Below are 19,723 nucleotides of genomic sequence, written 5' to 3' on the forward strand. Positions count from 1 at the left end.
TTAACCGTCAATAAGTGTAGCCGCAGGAGAAAGGATTAACCTTTATTTGCCGCCTGCACGTGCAGCATGTCCAGCGCCAGTGTGGCTGCGGCCAGCGAGGTCAGATCGGCGTGATCGTAGCCCGGCGCCACTTCCACCAGATCCATACCGACGATATTCATGCCCTGCAAACCGCGAATCAGCTTGGTGGCTTTATCGCTGCTCAAGCCGCCAATCACTGGCGTGCCGGTGCCCGGTGCATGGGCGGGATCCAGACAATCGATATCAAAGGTCAGATACACCGGCAGATCGCCAACGGTACGCTTCACTTCCGCCAGAATGTCATCAACGCTGCGATCGTTGACCTGCGCGGCATCCAGCACGTTGAAGCCCAAGCTCTTATCGAACTCGGTACGAATACCGATCTGTACAGAGTGCTGCGGATCGATCAAACCCTCTTTTGGCGCGGTGAAGAACATGGTGCCGTGATCGAAAGTAGGACCATTGGAATAGGTATCGGTGTGCGCATCGAAATGCACCAGCGCCATTTTGCCGAAGTGCTTAGCGTGTGCACGCAGCAGCGGCAGCGTGACGTAGTGGTCACCGCCAAAGGTCAGCATGCGCTTACCGTTCGCTAGCAGTTTCTCGGCGTGCGCCTGCAGTTTGTCAGAGAGATCCTGTGAATCGCCAAAGGCATAAACCAGATCGCCGCAATCCACCACGTTCAAACGCTGGCGCAGATCGAAATCCCACGGCCAGCGACAGCCTTCCCACGCCAGGTTGGTGGAAATCTGGCGGATTGCCCCCGGACCTAAACGGCTGCCTGGACGACCGGAGGTCGCGGCATCGAAAGGAACACCGGTGATCACCCACTCAGCGTCACTGTCGTAAGGCTGGAAGTTGAGGGGGAAGCGCATGAAACCAAAAGCGTTAGAAACCAATGAGTTATCATACTGATTGCCCAAGGTGTTATGCATAACTGGTCCTCTTAAGATCCGTAAGTCGATAGGTCTGTTTAGGTATAGATGAAAAAAATCCCCTCAACGTAAACACTACGAGGAAGGGATAGATGGGCGTGATTATTACGAAGATTGAAGTTGGGCGCAATCAATGCTTTGACGCGGTAAGCCTCCAGATAAATCAGGGTCAATCATTTCGGCTGGAGAGAGCTTGAAACCACAAACGATAATAATTTAATCAAGAATGTTTGTGGCGAAGTGAATAAGGAAAATTGAGCCTTTTCTCAATTATCTTCATAGGAAGGCAGGCAATAATTTCATCGATAGAAAAGTAGCAAATACGATACAAATCAAATAACAACCAATTTAATCAGCTAACTGTAGATGGCAAATCAACGCGACCATTCGAGTCTGCTTATTATCTATTATCTTATCTTCAGCGCATTGGTAACTGTTAAGCCAAGGGCGGTAGCATATCTATTAATCAAGAATACTGTGAGTTTTAAATGGCAAGAAGTGGATTAAATGTACAAAGCGCCACGATTAACGCATTGTTTTTTAGAGAGATAAGAACCAGATTCGGTAAGTTCCGTTTGGGATATATCTGGGCGATACTAGAACCATCAGCCCATTTATTAATATTGATGGCCATTTTTGGCTTCATCATGCATAGGACAATGCCAGACATTTCCTTCCCTGTATTCTTACTTAATGGGATCATTCCCTATTTCATTTTTTCTAATATCTCTACTCGATCACTTGGAGCAATTGACGCGAACCAAGGCTTATTTAACTATCGTCCGGTTAAACCCATCGATACTGTTTTAGCAAGGGCGATGTTAGAGACGATTATCTACGTAACTGTCTATATATTTCTGATGTTGATTGTTTGGGCTGCCGGGGAGTATTTTTCTGTGACAAATCTACTGCAATTAGTGGGTGCATGGAGTCTTTTGATTATTTTCTCATGTGGCGCTGGACTCATTTTTATGGTGATAGGTAAAACCTACACAGAAACGCAGAAACTTTTGCCAATTCTCCTTAAACCGCTCTATTTCATCTCGGGAATAATGTTTTCACTGCACGCAGTGCCGAAAGATTACTGGCCATTTCTACTCTGGAATCCCCTCCTGCATGTGGTGGAACTCAGCCGAGCAGCCGTGATGCCGGGCTATAGTAGCGAAGGCGTCAGCCTCATTTATCTCGCCATTCTCACACTAACGACATTATTTTTGGGGCTTGCCATCTATCGCACCCGTGAAGAGGCAATGCTGACATCATGATTAAGATTGAAAATCTCACAAAGTCGTACCGCACCTCATCAGGCCGGCACTTCGTGTTTAAAGATTTGAACCTCACCCTTCCAAGTGGAAAAAGTGTGGCGTTGGTTGGCCGAAATGGCGCAGGTAAATCAACATTACTGCGCATGATTGGTGGTATTGACCGGCCTGATAGCGGCGCAATCACTACCAATAAAACGATTTCCTGGCCGGTTGGCCTTACTGGCGGTTTTCAGGGCAGTCTTAGCGGTAGGGAAAACGTTAAATTCGTCGCGCGTTTATATGCCAAACATAATGAGATGAAAGAGAAAATAGATTTTGTTGAGTCATTTTCTGAATTGGGTAAATACTTCAATATGCCGTTCAAAACTTATTCATCCGGAATGAAATCAAGATTAAGTTTTGGTTTAAGCATGGCTTTTGATTTTGATTATTATCTTGTGGATGAAGTCACCGCGGTAGGTGATGCGCGCTTCAAAGAAAAATGCTCAAAGATGTTCCAGGAACGACATAAAAGTGCGAGTTTTTTGATGGTGTCGCATAGCTTAAATACGCTCAAAGAGTATTGTGACGCAGCTATTTTCATTGGTAGGGATAATTATGTCAATTATTATGACTCGGTAAATGATGCTATCGAAGCTTACTTAAGAAGTGAAAATAACAAAAATACTATTCCAATATAAATAACACCGCTGATCATTTTACAACAATCTATTTTAGGTAAGAGAAATGAAGGGAATCGAACATCAAGATTTGTTGATACTCATTGGAGAAAAAGGAGGGCTGCAAGCCCGTGATAATGGCTTTTGTTATTTTCAGCATAGAATGAAGTCAGGATTTAAAAACACTTTTTTCATTTATAGCAAACAGAATGTCGACATAGAAAAACTTTTACCTTTTAATAAAAACATCATACTTAAGGATAGCAAAAAGCATCATAAGATATTTTATGATGCAGATTACCTCCTGCTTAATGACGGATATCTTGATACTTTCCCCTCTTTTAATAAAAAACCATTAGAAAAGGGCTGGGCTCCCATCGTATACCTTCAACACGGAATCATCTCTTACAAGAGAATATTCATATTTAAAGGTCACTACAACGGTAGAATAAGATATTTTAGCACTTCGTTGAAGTCAGAGAAAAATATCGTTATCAATACACTACAAACACAAAAAGATATTAACCAAACAAAAAGATTAGCCATCAAATACAAAATACCACACTACGATGACTTTTTTTCCAGGAATAACCTGGAAGATTTCTATATCTTGCTACTCCAACGCTATTACGTTAACAAAAATTCTGTTGAGGTAGATGATTTACAGGCGCTAAAGAAACTCATACTGAATATTGGTTTCCTCGACAAAAGAGTGATCAATAGTGGCTTGTCGCGACATGAGCTACTACCAATGAAGAAGAAAAATGAAAAAAACATATTATTCTTTTTTACCTGGCGTGAAGAGTGGACAAAACCTGGCGATGACAATCCATTTTTAGACATAGTTCAGCAGATTAAAAACAGCCAAGGAATCATTGATTATGCAAATAAAAGAAATTTAAACATCGCATTTTATTTGCATGAAAAGATACTCCATCTTAAACCAATGATAGAAAAACTCTTTGATGGAGCTATTTCATTTGTCGGGCATGATGACTTTTCAGTAGTATTAAAAGATACGGCTGTATGCATAACAGATTACTCATCAATTGCCTTTGAATTTAACCTGATAAAAACACCGGTTATTTTTCTACAATTTGACTATGATAATTACAAGTTTGAACGAGGTCATTTTTTAAAATCCCCCTATGAATTCAACGGTTCAGTCGTGCGTACTATTGATGAACTTGAAGACCTATTTTCAGACAAAAGCATTGATTTCAAGATCAAACATCGAGCCAGAAAGGATTTCCTTAAAGTCATCCGTGATTATGAAAATTTTAATAAAACCAATAAATTTCTGGATAACGTGATTGCCGATAAACAACAGCACATTGTTTACTGCTGTTATAATATCTATGGCGTAGGTGGAACAGTACAAACAGTTATAAACCAGGCAAATTATCTGGTTTCTGTTGGCTATCAGGTATCCATTATCTCAATGCGGCGCACCAGTGATACACCTAAGCTACAACTTGATCCCAGTGTACGTATTGAATATCTCAATGACGCACGCAGCAATGGCAAGTTCCGCACAAAGCTGGATAATCACCTCGCTCAATATTCTTCAAAGATTTTTAAAAAATCAGAAGATCTTTATAATGGTTTATCTTTGTTGACAGACTTTAAACTGGTAAGCATTTTAAAAACCATCAAGAACGCAATAATTATAGGCACATTCCCAGGCCTATGTGTGAATATCATCAAGCATGCCCATAAGTCGAATAAAGTCATTGTTCAAGAACATCGTGAATTTAGCTCACACTCTAAAGAAATACAGATAACTTTGTTAAGAAACTATCCTAAAGCTTTTAAGGTACTTACTCTCACTTCTTTTCAAAAAGAAGAGTACAATGCTCAAGGAATTAGTAAGGTTACTCCCATTCCAAATGGACTCGAAGATAAGTTTCCACTAATTTCACAATCGGGTGGGGATACCCAGAAGAAAAGAATCGTTTCTTTTGGTCGTTTGGTTGAGCTAAAACAATTCAATTTATTAATAGAATCTTTTGCAAAAATATCAAAAAAATTCCCAGATTGGATTTTAGACATTTTTGGTGACGGTGATGAAAAAGAAAACCTTATCAATCAGATTGCAACGCTAGGTTTAACATCACAAGTTACCATTCATCCACCGACATCATTAGTTTATGAAGAGATCTACAATAGTGCATTCTGCGCACTCACATCTGCTAAAGAAGCTTTTGGGATGGTCTATATTGAAAGCTTTAGCATGAGCAAACCTGTGGTTAGTTATGATATAGGCTATGGTCCTAAAGATTTCCTGGTGAATGAATATAACGCTTTAGTTTCGCCCTGTTTTGATACTCAACACTTTGCCATGAACATGGAAAGACTTATGGCTGATGAGAACTTACTAAGTCAACTTGGAGAGAACAGTCGAAAAACCTATCTTGAAAAATACGAAATATCTAAAGTTATGGATAAGCTATTAAAGGAGTGTGAATGATGACTAAAGCTTCAAAATTATTAAATACCCCCGGTCTTTTCGTTAAGGATGCTTTTAAGAATATTCTGGGTGGAAGATCAAAAGAAATAATTAATGCAGTAAACATAACGCCAACGGTTGAAACAATCACTGAGCCTCCATTACTAAAATATGATAATGAAAAATTAAACATTCATTTAATAGTCATCGACACCGTAAGTGATAAAATAAAATTCAAAGAAAGCTTAATAAGGTATCAATATCGTAGTATTATTAAGTACACTAATTTTAAAAGTCTCTCATACATTAGCCAAAGTATAATAAGCAACAACAGTGACATAAGTGTTTTTAAAAACTACAGTGAGGCTTTCAAAAACAAGATAAGAAACATCAGTCCAAAACGAGAGTTATTTATATTTATAGATTTGAACTTTCTATTCCTTAAGAAGGTAACGAATAAAGATTTTATATCTCCAGCGGGTATTCCTTATACTTTCATTAAGAATAAAAAAAGAAACATCGACCGAGTAAAAAACACATTCGCAGAACACTTCTGTGAATTTGATTATAATTTTTCACCCGCTGAAAAATTCTGTTGCGTTGATAACATGCAACTTTGTCATTACAACAACATACTTGAGTCTGTCAGTAACCCACATGATTACTTATTCGAGTTCTTACCCATTTCTAACACTATGACCAAGGGAGAGCAAAGTATAATTAAATCACCCATACAGTTTGCCCTGCTTGATAGAGGATATGAAGAAAAATTCATCTGGATACAATCTGTACATGGTTCGAAACGATGTCCTCTCGCCGTAACATTTAACAAGATGAATGATAAAAACGATGATTATGCTATGTTTTTAGATACGATTGTTCCTCATGTTTCACGTGACGAACACTATTTATCCGTGAAGCAGGAATTGAGTCATTAAAATAAAAGAATTAAATTAATCCATTCTTAAAAATACAGGGCGGATTAATTTTAAAAATGAAACCCAATAAGATGCTAACTATTTCCCTTAGAAAATTCAGGAAATTAAAAAGAGCACCAATACTCTTTTTTAGAGATTACCTATTAAAACGACACCCTTTGGTTTTAAATCACAACAATATAATCAATGCAACAGAAGGTATTATTGTTAGTGCTTTACAAAACTCAATAGCTTCCTTCAAACCTGCTTTCAAAATCGATGTTGTATACACTTGGGTCGATGCAAATGATTCAGCATGGTTGCAAAAAAAAAGGCTGCACAGCAATGCAGACATATCATATGCACTTTATGCAACTGAAGAATCGAGATTCAGTAACCATAATGAACTCTATTACTCTCTACTCAGTATTGAAAAAAACATATCGTGGGTAAACAGGATATTTATAGTCACTGACAATCAAAAACCATTAATTCCAGATAGCCTCAAGGATAGAGTGGTGTTAGTTGATCATTCCGAAATCATTCCACAACAATATCTGCCCACATTTAACTCACATGTAGTTGAAGCCTACCTACACAAAATCAAGGGATTATCAGAACACTTTATTTACTTTAACGATGACTTCTTTGTTGCTCAAAAAAACAACCCTGAGCATTTCTTCAAGTCAAATGGGATAGCGAGTTTATTTGTTAGCAACAAAAGTACTTCATATTCTCCAGGGGAAGAAAGAACAACAGCAACGTTATCAGCATGTCAGAATTGTAACGATATCTTCGAATCAAACTTTGCTGTTCGATTTGACAATACACTGACTCATACGTATGTACCTTTGATTAAATCTGTTTTTGAAGAAAGTGCGTCTATGTTTCAACATGAAATCGCTGCATTTTCCAAAAACAAATTCAGAGCGAAGAATGACTTAAATGTTGCTACCTTCCTCGTTCCTTATCATCAATATATTCTGGGCAAATCCGCGCCGAATCTGGACATCTGTTTTTATTTTAACATCCGCTCTCCTGCATCAGGCAGTTTCTATCGAGCGCTTATTAATGGCAAAAAAGACAATAATCTCCCACATTCATTTTGTGCGAATGACTTTAGCTCTAATGAATTTAATCATGATGGTTACAGTGAAAGATTGAATGAATTTCTATCATCATTTTTTATCTCGTAAAGTCATGACGTAAAAAGAATGACAAAGCTTCTTTATAGTGATTGCAATCGAAAAACACTTAAAATGAATAGGAACAACGTTGTTATGAATGATAGTTATGAGAAACAGATTGCAAGCTTCATTGCAGCAGGGAATGTTGTTATAGGTAAACCCGAAAAAGTTTTAGGTGATTTCAGTCTAAATTTCCAATCAGGTAAGAACTCCAGCATTACTTTCAGCGAAGGATGCATATTAAATAATGTATCTATTAATATGGAAAATGGTAACGGTGTATGGAAAGTTGGTAAAAAAACCTACATTCGCGGACGTTACTTTATTGGTGCTGGATCTAAAATTGAAATCGGAGATCAAACAGCAATGAATCGTCATGTACTTATTGTTGCTACTGAAGGCGCATCAATCATCATAGGCAAGGATTGCCTTTTCTCTGACATAACGATGTCTACGACAGATTGGCATTCAATCATTGATGATATGACTGGAGAAAGAATAAATCCTGCCAAATGTATCGTCATTGAGGATTCAGTATGGCTGGGTGAGAATGTCACAATTCAAAAAGGCATTACGATTGGAAAGAATAGTATAATTGGCTCCAGAGCATTAGTGACAAAAACCATTCCGCCCGGAAGTTTAGCCGTTGGTATTCCTGCAAAAATAATCAGAGAAAACGTCAGGTGGCAGCGCGCACTCATTCCTATGGACTTCCTGCCAGCAGAACCTTACTAAACTAAAATAGAGTAAATATTCAATGGGAACCCGCAATTGACGAACCATGCTGCGCTTGAGTGTCAGCATGGCGTTAATTAACAACGCTGAAATTGAGCTCATTTAAAGTTTTGCACGTCTTCTAATTCACTCCAAACTTTACTCGAAAAAACGTTCCATTGGTAATAATGGATATTAACTTGCGTCTGGCAGGTCAAATGTGACATAAAATTTTTGAACAAATAATCATCTATAGTAAATTGATCCCGCCAAAAAAAATCCAAACCCGACTGAAACGTTACTCCTCGAATGTCGTACAATGCCTCTCCCATCACTTTTATCCGCTTACCATGCATCAACGCTAAAATCCCTGCGGTGCTGTTGATCGTAACCACACCTTGAGCATGTAAAATTAATTCCCGCAAAGGGAGGTCATGAATATAAACTACTCTATCTATAATATTTAAACGCTTGCAGAGCTCATTGATCAGCGCTGCGTAATTGCGATGCCCACAATCCATTGGATGATGTTTAATCACCAGATAAGTATCCGCTGGTGCATGCTGCGCAAAGGAGCACATTACCTCATAGATATAATCCCGCACATCATTATAAGGGCTATGATGCTCTATTTGGCTGTCATTATAAACCTGTAAAATCGCCAGGTAATAGCGTTGATCTAGCTCAATCGTTAATCTATTAAGTATATATCTCTGCTTAAACTGATATAATGTCTTGCGCCACCCAGCACGAAACCAATATGTGGCTTCGCGCCAAGGTGAAAATGGTTTATGGTGACAATATTGGTCAAAGGTATGTCGATAATACCAGCTAATGAAGTAATACCAACTGGCATGCGCCATCCTGCGGATTTTAGATGGATAACATGCCTCTATTTTCGCTGCTGGCTGCGCCAGTAGCTGTCGATAGAACTCAGCATCGCGCGGCAATGAAGAGTTGCCATTGACACCGCCCTCCTCGAGCGTAATAAAATTTGGTCGCAGATATCCTTCTTCGAATACGAAAAATCTTACCCCTTGCGTATGCGCCCAGCCCTTCGCTACCTTATGCAGCGTCCGGCAATCGCCAAAGCACAAAATCGTATCAAAGTCATAATCCCGCTTAACTTGGTTGAGCCAAGCTGAAAACTCCTTTTCTGTTTGCATGAACGCGAGGTATTTACGTTTACGGCAATAGAAGCGGTCGCCGCCGTTGAATACGACATTCACGGCTTCACGCCCTAATGACTCCAGCCAATAAGCCATGTCATTAAAGAAAGGTCCCATTGGCCCTTGCAACAATAGGAACTGCTTTCCTTTTAGCAGCTTTTTAATAGCTTCACTCATGGTTTAAAATGCTAATTTAACCTTAATAAACATTGATAACTTTTTTCCCATCCGCATAAGTCTGTCTCGCCAATTTTTATCAATCACCATATTTGCTCGTGGCGTATTGATGAGAATTTCAATGGCTTCTTCTACTGAAATAGCATCCAGTCGTAACGGATGAATGTAAGTCGGATAGGCAATTAATGCTTGATAGATCAAATCGTAAAGGCCTAATTGTTTCACTCGGCGGAAACAATCATGCTCGTCATATGTTAATCCCCATCCAGCATAGAATGGCATGCCGTAGCAGTACACGCGTTTGCCATGCAATAAAGCTTCGAATCCTGAAAGCGATGTCATCGTATGTACTTCATTGGAAACCTGAATACATTGAATAATGTCTGCATCCAGCGCCTGATAATCAGCATATTGATTAATTTCTCTATCAGTAATATGCCCTTTGCGGTTGCCTACTACTACATCTGGATGTGGCTTGTAAATAATGTATGCCGCAGGATTACGCTCCCGTACGGTTCGTAACAAATCCCGATTAGTACAGATTGTAAAGGTGCTGGTCTGAATAGATGCATCATTTTCTACCTGACCTGGCACCAATAATACACGTTTCCCTTTTGAATCGGCTGGCAAAGTAAAATCAACTCCAAGATTGTATTTACTGATTCTGTTATTTACGAGTCGATGATGAACCTTCCTCGCCCGCGAACATTGAGCATCGGTTAATTCACTTTCATTGAGCAACACCTCTAAATCACTGGGTCGCGTGGCATCGTAATAAATACCACGTTTATCCAATACCAAGGACAACGGCGGCATAAGATCTGAACCCAGGCCCGAAGAGCGTAAAAAACCATCTTCCATCCGCCAAACAGGTAATTGTTGGGCTTGCGCTTTTTCCAACCAACGCTGCTCGCCAGCAATTCCCCACACCACACACGCGGTAGCCAGCTTATTACTTTTTGAAAAACTCAGCGTATTGGTAGCGGTACGCAAAAACGGTTTAAGGATGGTGTATTTCCACATCGATAAACCCGGCGCCCAAAGGTGTCCGATACGTGGTAGCTGATAGTTGCGTTGCAATTGGATCCAATGCAAAACATCAAACAGCGTTGCGGGCTCGCCGGTCAACGGGTGAATATAGCGGCTATAGCGCAAGTAGGCCGCCGCAAACAGTTGCTCAAGCGTAGCGTTGCCACGCCGTTCACTTAGCTGCTTAGCTTGTGGATGGCGATCGTCGGTCAATCCCCAACCGGCATACCAGGGTTGGCCAAAGCACGTCACCGGTTTACCTGCCATCAATGCTTCAAATCCATACTGCGAAGTCATGACATAGACACGTGAGACATGCCGCAACAGAGATTGTGGGCTCACATCATCAGCCATGAGATGTATATGATGCGTGGATTGGAAGGAGTGGTAATATCCCGACTTCTTGCCTTGTAGTACGTCCGGATGGACCTTTATCCAGACCACGGCACCAGGATTTTCCCGCATCGCCGCCTCTAACATCAGGACAAAATTATTCGGCCCCGCATTGCCATAGGTTACGGACATGTCACCTAGCGTTTGGTCAATAACTAATACTACATTGCTGGTTGCACATGCTCCTGCAATAAAAGCCGGGGCCTGATTATATTTCGATAAATCTTGCTCAACGATGATGCTCATTGCTCGTTTGGCGTCATCGGCAAGCCGTTGATTAACTTCTCTTTCCTGGATCATCTTCTCTAACTCGCTGGGCCGGTTAGCATCGTAATAGATCCCCAATCTATCCAGCACCAGTGAAAAAGGTGGCGCGCCATTAACGCCAAGATCCAGCGAGCGGATATAGCCATCTTCCAGTCGCAGCACTGATTTTCCTACACCACGCGCCCACGCCACTGGCTGACGTGTATTGGGACGATATCCCCACACTGCAATGGTGGTCACGGCATCGGCGACAGGCCGTTGCAGCGATAATTTCTGGCACGGCTGGGCCAGGAAATTACGCAAAAATGGAATTCGCCAGATGCCCGAAGAGAATATACCAATCATCACGATGCACCCTTACAGCGTAAGAACCACTTTCGCCGCAACGGCTAATTGATACAGGATGGTGGAAATGCCACGCGTCACTTCGATGCTCTTCGATTCATACTTCGGCAGCACCATTAACTCATCACCTGGATTCAGCGCACCGACATCTTCCGCGTCTTCGGCTGCGCCGTTCTGGCGAATAACGATGACGCGCGCATTACCGGACTTCTGCGTAAAGCCACCACTTTTGGCGATGTAATCTTTCGCGCGTAAGCCTTTCTCCCAGCTCACTGCATTCGGGAACAGCACTTCACCATGTACCAGCACCAGTGAGGTTTTCTGAGGAATGCTAATCACATCACCATCTTCCAGCAGGGTGGCCGCGAGGTTTTTCTCGTTCAGAATGACTTCACCTTTTGGCACGACCTGACGCGCTTTCGCCACAAATCGGCTGACCAATTGCGCTTCCTGGAAGCGGAGGCCAGCCTCTTCCTTGGTGGATGATTGCGCAGAAAGCGAGGCTTCCTCTAACTTCTGCAACGCCAGGTTCATCATCTCTTTCTGGCGGGAGGCCACGGAGGGACGATACAGCTTGATGGCACTCATCTGCGACATACTATTAGGTCGAATCTGCTTCAACACCGCCTGCATGTTGGATCCGTAAGGCAGTACCATCGCGTGTTCACCTGAGTGTGCGCCTTCAACGCGGACCTGAATCGTGCTGGCATAGCGATCGGTGCTCACAATCAGTCTGTCACCATCTTGCAGGAAGCGGCCGGTCGCCTCGCGAATTGGATAATATTCGCTGCGCTTTGCTAAACCTTGCTGGCGCACAATAGTAATATGCGTCGCACCCGGTTTGACTCGCGCCCAGCTCAAAGCTTCGGTGACAGGAATAGTGCTGTTGCGAAATTCAAAGTTATAGCTATTGAATACATCGCCTTGCACATTGAACGTATGCTGACGCGGCCCGACCACAATGGTGTCGCCATCGGCAAATTGTGATAATCCCAATTTACCGTTAAGCAAAAAATCATACAGGTTGATATTGGATCGCACTTTATTGCCACGTTTCACTGCAATATCGACGTAACTTCCACGTTCAGGATCAACGCCGCCTGCTTTAATCAAATAGTTCAATAGGGAATCCGACGTCACGCCGCCATATAAACCCGGGCTGTGGACAAAACCGGTGACGTAGACTTTCACAGGCTGTGCCTGTAATAGCGATGCATACACACTGACGTTGGCTTGGTAGACCTGCTTCACTTTGCTGGTAATTAACGCGTTTAGCTGGCTGTTACTGATGCCAGCAACTTTTACCGGCCCCACATTTGGCAGGAAAATGTTGCCTTTGGGATCAACCTGCAACGCGCCGTCAAAAGTAAATGCGCCCCATAAACGCACCTGAATGCTATCTCCTGGATTCAGGATATAGCCGGGATTGAAACCTACGCTTGCCCCGTTCTCTCCGCTATTGCCATTAAACAGCTGGGCACCAAACATACGGCTAAGTACCACAGGTGCAACTGGCACAGGCGTATCATCAAATCCGCTGTTATTGCTGCTGATATTTACCGGTGCCGAATTGAGCAAAGATTGTGTTTTAACGCCGGTTAAGTTTGCATCAGAATTAATATTTAAGGCCGCATTGGCCTGCGCAGTGAAGCAAGCTGCGATCATTACAAATGATTTTAAAATTTTCATAACAGACTCATTCTGCGACAGCATTAATCCCGATGATCTTCAATCACTGCCAATAACAGTTTCAGGGTGCCAAACATTAAGCAGCACACCAGCAACCAGCAGGCGATCAAATACGGAATGTTGGGGAAAGTGGACTCTTGCGGCTGCTGCGGTGAACTGATCACCGAAAGCACTTTCAGTTTGCGAGCGGCTTCCACGCGTGTTTTTTCGATAGAGGTCAGCGCAAGCTTGTAAAGCTCATTATCAAAGGTGACACGCGATCTAATCTCTTCAAACTCCACCGCCATGCGGTTAAGTTTGTCGCCCTGCGGCGCGGTGATTTTGCCTTTCTCGTTTTCGATCTGCGCCTGCATTGAGGCAATGGCGTTACGTACGCTGACAACTTGCGCAGCGTCATCACGCAGATAGGTCAGCAGAGTACGCAGCTCCGCTTCCATCTGGATCTTCTGGCCCATCAGCGTGTTAACCAGTGAACTGGCTGCTAACGCTTGCGCTTCAGGATCCAGCACATTGTTGCTGTTCTGATACGCCAGCAGCTCGGATTTACTGTTATTCAGGCGTGAGCGGGACTTTTCCATCTCCTTTTCCGCAAAGGTCAGCTGATCACGCGCAATACGGTGCGACAACTCATTAATGAAGCGTTCGGACTCTTTCAGCACCGCTTTATTAAAGTTAAGGGCAAACTCCGGCGTAAAGCCTTGCGTGCGAATAGCCAGCAATCCCGCTTTATCGTCATACGTTACGCTGAGACGTTCACGATAATAACGCAGGAATTTTTCGGCAGTTTCATCTGGAGACAGATGGTGCAAGAAATCCAGCCCGCTTTGGCTGAAGGCTTGACGGAAATTAAGTTGTTTATCTAGCACTGCCAGCATATCCGGCGAATTGATGTACTCCTTTAAGTAGAGTGCATCTTCCACCGAACTGGGATTAATCGCCCCCAACAACAAGCCAAAATTCACGCTATTGCTGGCAAGATCATCTGAGCGTTTAATCGCGACTTTGGATTCGCTCACAAAACGCGGCTGACTGAATATTGCCAGATAAATAATCAGCAACGTCATTGGGAGAAAAATGATCGCTTTTCCGAGGTGCTGTTTAAGATTGGCGAAAGAAACAACGCCCAATCTTTTTTCAAACTTTGATAAGGTAGAATTCTCTTTTATTAACATGAAGCAATCATCAAATATTCATAAGCGTGCCGTAGCACATCATTGAGGTTCGGCCTGCGGCTCTGCGCATTAATAACCCTGCCGCCCTCGAGGAAAATCTAATATTTCGGGATGTTTTTTGGTGACGAATTGCAGCGTATTAAAGAAAAGTACCGCGTCCGTCTTCCCGCGCTCGAAAATAAAACCACATTGATTTGTTCATAATTTCATATGCGTAACGTATCAAAGCGCTCAGCTTAGCGTTAAGCGCACTTAGCGCCTTTGAGAAACGGCTTGTTATCGTTCACTTCGGGAACCCCTTTTCTCTAATAACAAGCCAGCTCAAGACATTTCTTGCTATAATTAATTATATGAGTGCGGGATTTGATATTTAACGGTTCGTGTAATAGTTGCCGAAACTTCATGGTGCCCTCATCAATCACCCAAATAAAAAACCGCCGTTTCCTGAGGAAAACAGCGGTTTTAAACTAACGCGTTATACCGTTCCAATTAGCGTTCGCGCATCGCCTCTTGCGCTTTGTTAAACGGCTTAATCAGATAATCCATCACCGTCTTCTCTCCGGTTTTAATATCCACGGTAGAAACCATGCCGGGACTGATGGAGAAGCGCTTACCGGCTTTATTCTGCACGTAGTCGTTATCGGTGCGGATAAACACGCGGTAATAGTAAATTTCCGGTTTCACCTCATCCTGAATGGTATCTGGCGAGATGCTCTCCACCACGCCGTTCAGGCCGCCATAAATGGCGTAGTCATACGCCGAGATCTTCACCACCGCCCGCTGGCCGGGACGGATAAAGGCGATATCGCGCGGTGACAAACGCGCTTCAATCAGCAGACGATCGTTCATCGGCACAATGTTCATCAGCTCGCCATTCGGTGGGACCACGCCGCCCACGGTGGAGACTTTGATGTTTTTTACGATGCCGCGCATCGGCGAACGGATGGTCAGTCGCGTCACCGTGTCTTCACGCCCTTTCACCACTTGCGCCATGCTGTCGGCTTCGGCGTTGGCTTTCGCCAGCTCCTCACGCGCCTGCACGTAATATTGCGAACGCATATCGGTGAGTTTCAGCTCCAGATCTGATTTATCGCGCTGCAAACGCAGCACTTCCACGCTACTGGCGGCACCGGTTTTGGCCAGACGCTGCGTGATGGCCAGCTCGCGGTTAGCCAGCGCCAGCGACTCTTTAAACTGCGCAGTCGCATCAGTGAGCTGTGCGCGGCGGGTTTTATACAGCCGCGTTTCTGACGCCATCAGATCGGGAAACTTATTCAACTCTGCCGGGAAACTCAGCGGCTGATCGTTCACTTCCGCATTGAGGCGCGCGGCGGCAGCCAATGCCGCACGATAGCGTGCCGCACTTTCGCCGACGTTGGATTGCGAGCGCGTGGCATCGAGGCGCGCCACCACTTGCCCGGCCTGCACCTGATCGCCTTCGTGCGCATACAGCTCGGTGAGGATGCCGCCTTCCAGCGATTGCAGCACCTGATCGCGCGAGCTGGGAATCACTTTGCCGGTGCCGGTTGAGACTTCATCCAGCACGCCAAACCAGGCCCAGATCACCGCAACGAGGATCAGTGCGGTGCTGATGACGATCAGCCGCACCGCGCCGGTGTAATGGGTTTCTGATCGCAGCTCGCCGAGCAGATCGTCGGAAGAATCCACTTCTGCCGCCGTCACTAAGCGCAGTCTTGCCGGTAATTGTTTGATCATGATTGCGCCTCCGGCAGGTTGCCGTTAGCACGCGGTGCCGGCAAGGCGTTCTCTTTCGGGCTGTCCATCACCAGTTGTCCCTCTTTCAGCACCAGCACACGATCCACTAGCGCGAGGATCGCCGCACGGTGCGTCGCCACGATCAAGGTGCGCCCGTTGAGCCACTGACCGAGACGTTCGATAAACTCTTTCTCGGTGTGATCGTCGAGCGCCGCCGTCGGTTCATCCAGCAGGATGATGTTGGGATCGCGCAGCAGCATGCGCGCCAGCAGCAGCGACTGACGCTGTCCGCCCGAAAGCCCAACGCCGCCTTCCATGATCGGATGGTCGAGGCCGAGCGGCAGACGACGAATGAAATCTGCGCCGCCGCTGACGGTGAGCGCGCCAAAGATCGCATCATCGGTGGCGTGCGCCGCGCCCATGGTGAGATTCTCGCGCAGCGTGCCGTGGAACAGCCGCGCATTTTGCGTTAGCAGGCCAACGTTACGCCGCACATCGGCCACATCAATGTGCGGCAGGCTGAGGTTATCCAGCCGCAGTTCACCGCCGACCAGATCGATGCCGCCAATCATCGCCTGCAGCAAGGTCGATTTACCCGAACCGTTGCGTCCCAGCACCGCAATACGCTCGCCCGGTTTGATGGTCAGGCTTTTAATGCGCAGCGCGATGTTCATCGAATCGGTGTAGTAACGGAACATTGCGTCGGTGAACTGATAGTGACCAAACAGCACCGGCGTGTGGATCCGCGTTTCGTCTTTGCTGTTTTCCACCGGCAAATTCATCAGCGCATCGAGGCTGCCTTTCGCCGCTTTCACCTGCTGCCAGCGCGCCAGCACGCCACACAGCGTCGCCATCGGCGCAATCATGCGCGAGGAGAGCAGCGATGCCGCCACAATCGCACCGGTGGTGATATCGCCGTTGATCACCATCGGCGCACCGATCACAATCACGCTGGCGTATACCAAACCCTGCACCGTCACGCCCCAGGTAATCAGCGAGTGCATCACTTTGCGCATCTCCACGCCGGATTGCGCGGTAATGCGAATGTAGCTGTTCCACTGTTGCAGGAAGCGATCTTCCGCCTGCATCAGCTTAATATCTTCCAGCCCTTGCACGCTCTCCACCAGCACCGCATTACGCAGCGTCGACTCTTTCAGGTTCTGCTGCGCCAGCTTCGCCAGCTTCTTCTGGCTCAGCACGCCCGGCAGGATCATCAGCAGCACCGCCACCGGCGCAATCCATGCCAGCTGCGGCGCAATAATCGCCATCACCAGCATGAACAGCAGGAAGAACGGCATATCGACAATCGAGGTGACCGTCGTGGACGTGACCATTTCGCGGATCGCCTCCAGCTCGCGCAACTGCGAGATAAAGGTGCCGGTCGAACGCGGCACCGCGCTGTTACGCAGCCGCAGCGCGTGACCAAATACCCGATCGGAGACGCGCATATCGGCACGCTTGCCCAGCAGATCGGTCACGTGATCGCGCCCAACGCGCAGAATATAAGTGAACACCACCGAGATGATCACGCCGATATACAGCACATACAGCGTGGGATAGGACTGCGCCGGAATCACCCGATCGTACACCTGCATTGAGAAGATAATGCCGACCAGCGCCAGCAGGTTGATCAGGAAGGATCCGAGCATCACGTAGCCGTACGGCCGCAGATCGTGCAGCACCAGACGGCGCAGCCAATCCGGTTTTACCGTGGCGAGATAGCGATCGACGCGGCTATCTTTGGCGGCGGTAACCGGACGCAGCGCGGCGGCAAAGCGGATTTCCGGCAGCAACGTCTCCAGCGCAATTGGTGCTGGCTGTTCATCACCGGCAAAATGCACCCGCACTTCATCGTCGCCATCAAACTGGGTGATAACGCCCACCTGACCGTCGGCCAGCTCGATCGCCAGCGGCAAGCGCCAGCTGGTGATCTCCCACTTATTCTCTTCATATAATTGCAGCGATAAACCGGCCTGGCGCGCCAGATGGCGTAACGCTTTATCGCGCGACTGTTTGCCCTGCCATTCGGCAGCGGCCATGATCATGCCCGGCGAACAGGGCAAGCGATAATGGCTGGCAATCAGGATGATTGCGGTGGCCCATCCGTGTAAGGGCACGTTTCCCCCGGACGCGCTATCGGGCGCGTCGGGAATCTGTAATTGCGTCATGGCTGGATCTCCACGGACTGGATCCGCTGATTATTCAAAGCAAACGCCGACCGCATATGCCCGGTGCTGTAGAGGCAATCGAGCTGCAGTGAGCGTAACTGGCTGATGGTTTGCTGCAATGTGAAACGGGTCTGGAACACTTCCTGCTCGGCGTTGAGCACGTCCAGCAGCGGACGCGTGCCGAGTTGCAGATACTGATCCTGATAGAGCGACTGGGTTTTCTCGCCCAGCGTCTGTTGCCGTCCCATGATCGCCAGGCTGAGCGCCAGGCTTTGCGACGCGTTCTGCGACTCGCTTAGCTGCTGACGCGCTTTAAGTCGCGCCGAGTTGACGGCCGCATTGGCGGCCTGCAATGCATTGGCGGCCGCGTCCCGGCTGGCGGTGATGCCGCCGCCCTGATAGAGCGGCATTTCTACTTTCACAAACGCCGAATATTGGGTGCGATCCAGCGATTCGCTGCCGGAATAGTGATTATTGATATAATGCGTCACCTGCGGTTCCAGCGAGATGGTTGGCATGTTTTGCGCGTTAGCATTATCGAGTTTGGCCTGCGCCTGATTGGCCTGCGCCCAGGCCGCCAGCACCGACGGATTGAGCTTGTCATCGGCTTTCGCCACCTGACAGGACTGGGTGAGTTTAGTGGGAAAATCGTCGCTGACCTTTTTCACCAGCGGCCAGCCAAGATAGGTTGCCAGCGTGGCGCGCCAGCGGTCGAGGTTGGCTTGATACTGCGTTAGGGTGGTACGCGCGCCTTCGATACGCGCATCGGTTTGGGTGGCATCCGAAAGCGACGCCGCGCCCTCTTCATTACGCTGGCGCGCCAGATCGCCAATCTTACTCAACGCCGTGAGCTGCTCACGCGCAATTTTGACCAGTTGCTGATAACCCTGCACTTCCACCAGCGCCGCGGCGGTATCGTGCGCCACGGTATCAATGCTCACCAGCACGTTGGCCTGCTCCTGCGCCACGCCCGCTTCGGCGGAACGCACTGAACTGCTGACCTTGCCGAAGTCATACAACATCTGTGAAACCGACAGCACAAAAGACGGGCTGAAGCCCTTTTCGCTGTAAGCATTGCTGTAGCCGTTGTTCATGCCGGCACTGATTTGTGGATAGTATTTGGCTTTCGCCACATCAACCTGATTAGCCTGCTCCAGCATTTTTCCTACTGCCTGAGCGATATCGGGATGCCACTGAATGGCGCGCTGCACCGCCTGGTTGATGGTGAGAAAGTCGGGGACGTTGGCGAGGGCGGGTTCCGCCACTTCACCGGTTAATGAAGGCAGTTCTTGCTGTTGCGCTAAACCTGCTGAGGTGATGTGCCCCGCCCGGGTTAACGCGTCACTGGCCGCTAAAAGTGGAGAACTGTAAAGTAAAGCCATGCCCGCACAGAGAACGCTGAGCTTAAACGAACGGCGAAAAGTTGCGCCTGAGTGCATCAGTTCCATCGA

The 19,723-nt window shown here is 46.3% G+C and carries 14 protein-coding genes; 6 read left to right on the forward strand and 8 right to left on the reverse strand.

Annotated features, from left to right (window positions below):
• Positions 1-35: 35 nt before the first annotated feature.
• Positions 36-956 (reverse strand): agmatinase, encoded by a 921-nt coding sequence (gene speB, locus AAF463_RS15670; RefSeq protein ID WP_101761932.1) that lies wholly within the window; start codon positions 954-956, stop codon positions 36-38.
• Between the two features lie 488 nt (positions 957-1,444).
• Between speB and AAF463_RS15675 the strand changes: the two genes are divergently transcribed.
• The 6 genes from AAF463_RS15675 to AAF463_RS15700 all read left to right on the forward strand — a co-directional run bounded on the left by AAF463_RS15675 (position 1,445) and on the right by AAF463_RS15700 (position 8,168).
• Positions 1,445-2,221 (forward strand): ABC transporter permease, encoded by a 777-nt coding sequence (locus AAF463_RS15675; protein ID WP_350261070.1) that lies wholly within the window; start codon positions 1,445-1,447, stop codon positions 2,219-2,221.
• Positions 2,218-2,901 carry an ABC transporter ATP-binding protein gene (locus AAF463_RS15680; RefSeq protein ID WP_350261071.1) on the forward strand — a complete coding sequence of 228 codons (684 nt, stop codon included), beginning with the start codon at positions 2,218-2,220 and terminating at the stop codon, positions 2,899-2,901. Before AAF463_RS15675 ends, AAF463_RS15680 begins: the two co-directional genes overlap by 4 nt.
• A gap of 46 nt (positions 2,902-2,947) precedes the next feature.
• Entirely contained in the window at positions 2,948-5,350 is a 2,403-nt protein-coding gene (locus AAF463_RS15685; RefSeq protein WP_350261072.1) for a glycosyltransferase, read from the forward strand.
• Positions 5,347-6,267: a hypothetical protein gene (locus tag AAF463_RS15690; RefSeq protein ID WP_101761928.1), complete on the forward strand. Its 921-nt coding sequence runs from the start codon at positions 5,347-5,349 to the stop codon at positions 6,265-6,267. The genes AAF463_RS15685 and AAF463_RS15690 overlap by 4 nt, the downstream gene beginning before the upstream one ends.
• A gap of 56 nt (positions 6,268-6,323) precedes the next feature.
• Positions 6,324-7,442, forward strand: a complete 1,119-nt coding sequence (locus tag AAF463_RS15695; protein ID WP_350261073.1) for a Stealth CR1 domain-containing protein — start codon at positions 6,324-6,326, stop codon at positions 7,440-7,442.
• An 84-nt stretch (positions 7,443-7,526) separates the two neighbouring features.
• On the forward strand, positions 7,527-8,168 hold the full coding sequence (locus tag AAF463_RS15700) for an acyltransferase (RefSeq protein WP_158238600.1): 642 nt from the start codon (positions 7,527-7,529) through the stop codon (positions 8,166-8,168).
• A gap of 98 nt (positions 8,169-8,266) precedes the next feature.
• Here the strand turns inward: AAF463_RS15700 and AAF463_RS15705 are convergent, their stop codons facing one another.
• From AAF463_RS15705 to AAF463_RS15735, 7 genes are all read right to left on the reverse strand, one after another.
• A complete protein-coding gene (locus AAF463_RS15705; RefSeq protein WP_350261074.1) occupies positions 8,267-9,493 on the reverse strand; it encodes a capsular biosynthesis protein in 1,227 nt (408 codons plus the stop codon).
• 3 nt (positions 9,494-9,496) lie between these two features.
• On the reverse strand, positions 9,497-11,527 hold the full coding sequence (locus AAF463_RS15710; protein WP_350262003.1) for a capsular polysaccharide biosynthesis protein: 2,031 nt from the start codon (positions 11,525-11,527) through the stop codon (positions 9,497-9,499).
• A gap of 12 nt (positions 11,528-11,539) precedes the next feature.
• Positions 11,540-13,216, reverse strand: a complete 1,677-nt coding sequence (locus AAF463_RS15715; protein ID WP_350261075.1) for a polysaccharide biosynthesis/export family protein — start codon at positions 13,214-13,216, stop codon at positions 11,540-11,542.
• A gap of 23 nt (positions 13,217-13,239) precedes the next feature.
• Positions 13,240-14,388: a capsule biosynthesis protein gene (locus tag AAF463_RS15720; RefSeq protein WP_350261076.1), complete on the reverse strand. Its 1,149-nt coding sequence runs from the start codon at positions 14,386-14,388 to the stop codon at positions 13,240-13,242.
• 489 nt (positions 14,389-14,877) lie between these two features.
• The gene (locus AAF463_RS15725) at positions 14,878-16,104 is read right to left on the reverse strand and encodes an HlyD family type I secretion periplasmic adaptor subunit (protein WP_350261077.1); all 1,227 of its coding nucleotides are present in this window, start codon (positions 16,102-16,104) and stop codon (positions 14,878-14,880) included.
• Complete coding sequence (locus AAF463_RS15730) at positions 16,101-18,272, reverse strand: type I secretion system permease/ATPase (RefSeq protein WP_350261078.1); 2,172 nt, start codon at positions 18,270-18,272, stop codon at positions 16,101-16,103. Before AAF463_RS15730 ends, AAF463_RS15725 begins: the two co-directional genes overlap by 4 nt.
• Positions 18,269-19,720: a TolC family outer membrane protein gene (locus tag AAF463_RS15735; protein ID WP_350261079.1), complete on the reverse strand. Its 1,452-nt coding sequence runs from the start codon at positions 19,718-19,720 to the stop codon at positions 18,269-18,271. Before AAF463_RS15735 ends, AAF463_RS15730 begins: the two co-directional genes overlap by 4 nt.
• Positions 19,721-19,723: the final 3 nt, after the last annotated feature.

This window comes from Pantoea sp. BJ2, assembly GCF_040255075.1.
GTDB classification, from domain to species: domain Bacteria; phylum Pseudomonadota; class Gammaproteobacteria; order Enterobacterales; family Enterobacteriaceae; genus Pantoea; species Pantoea leporis.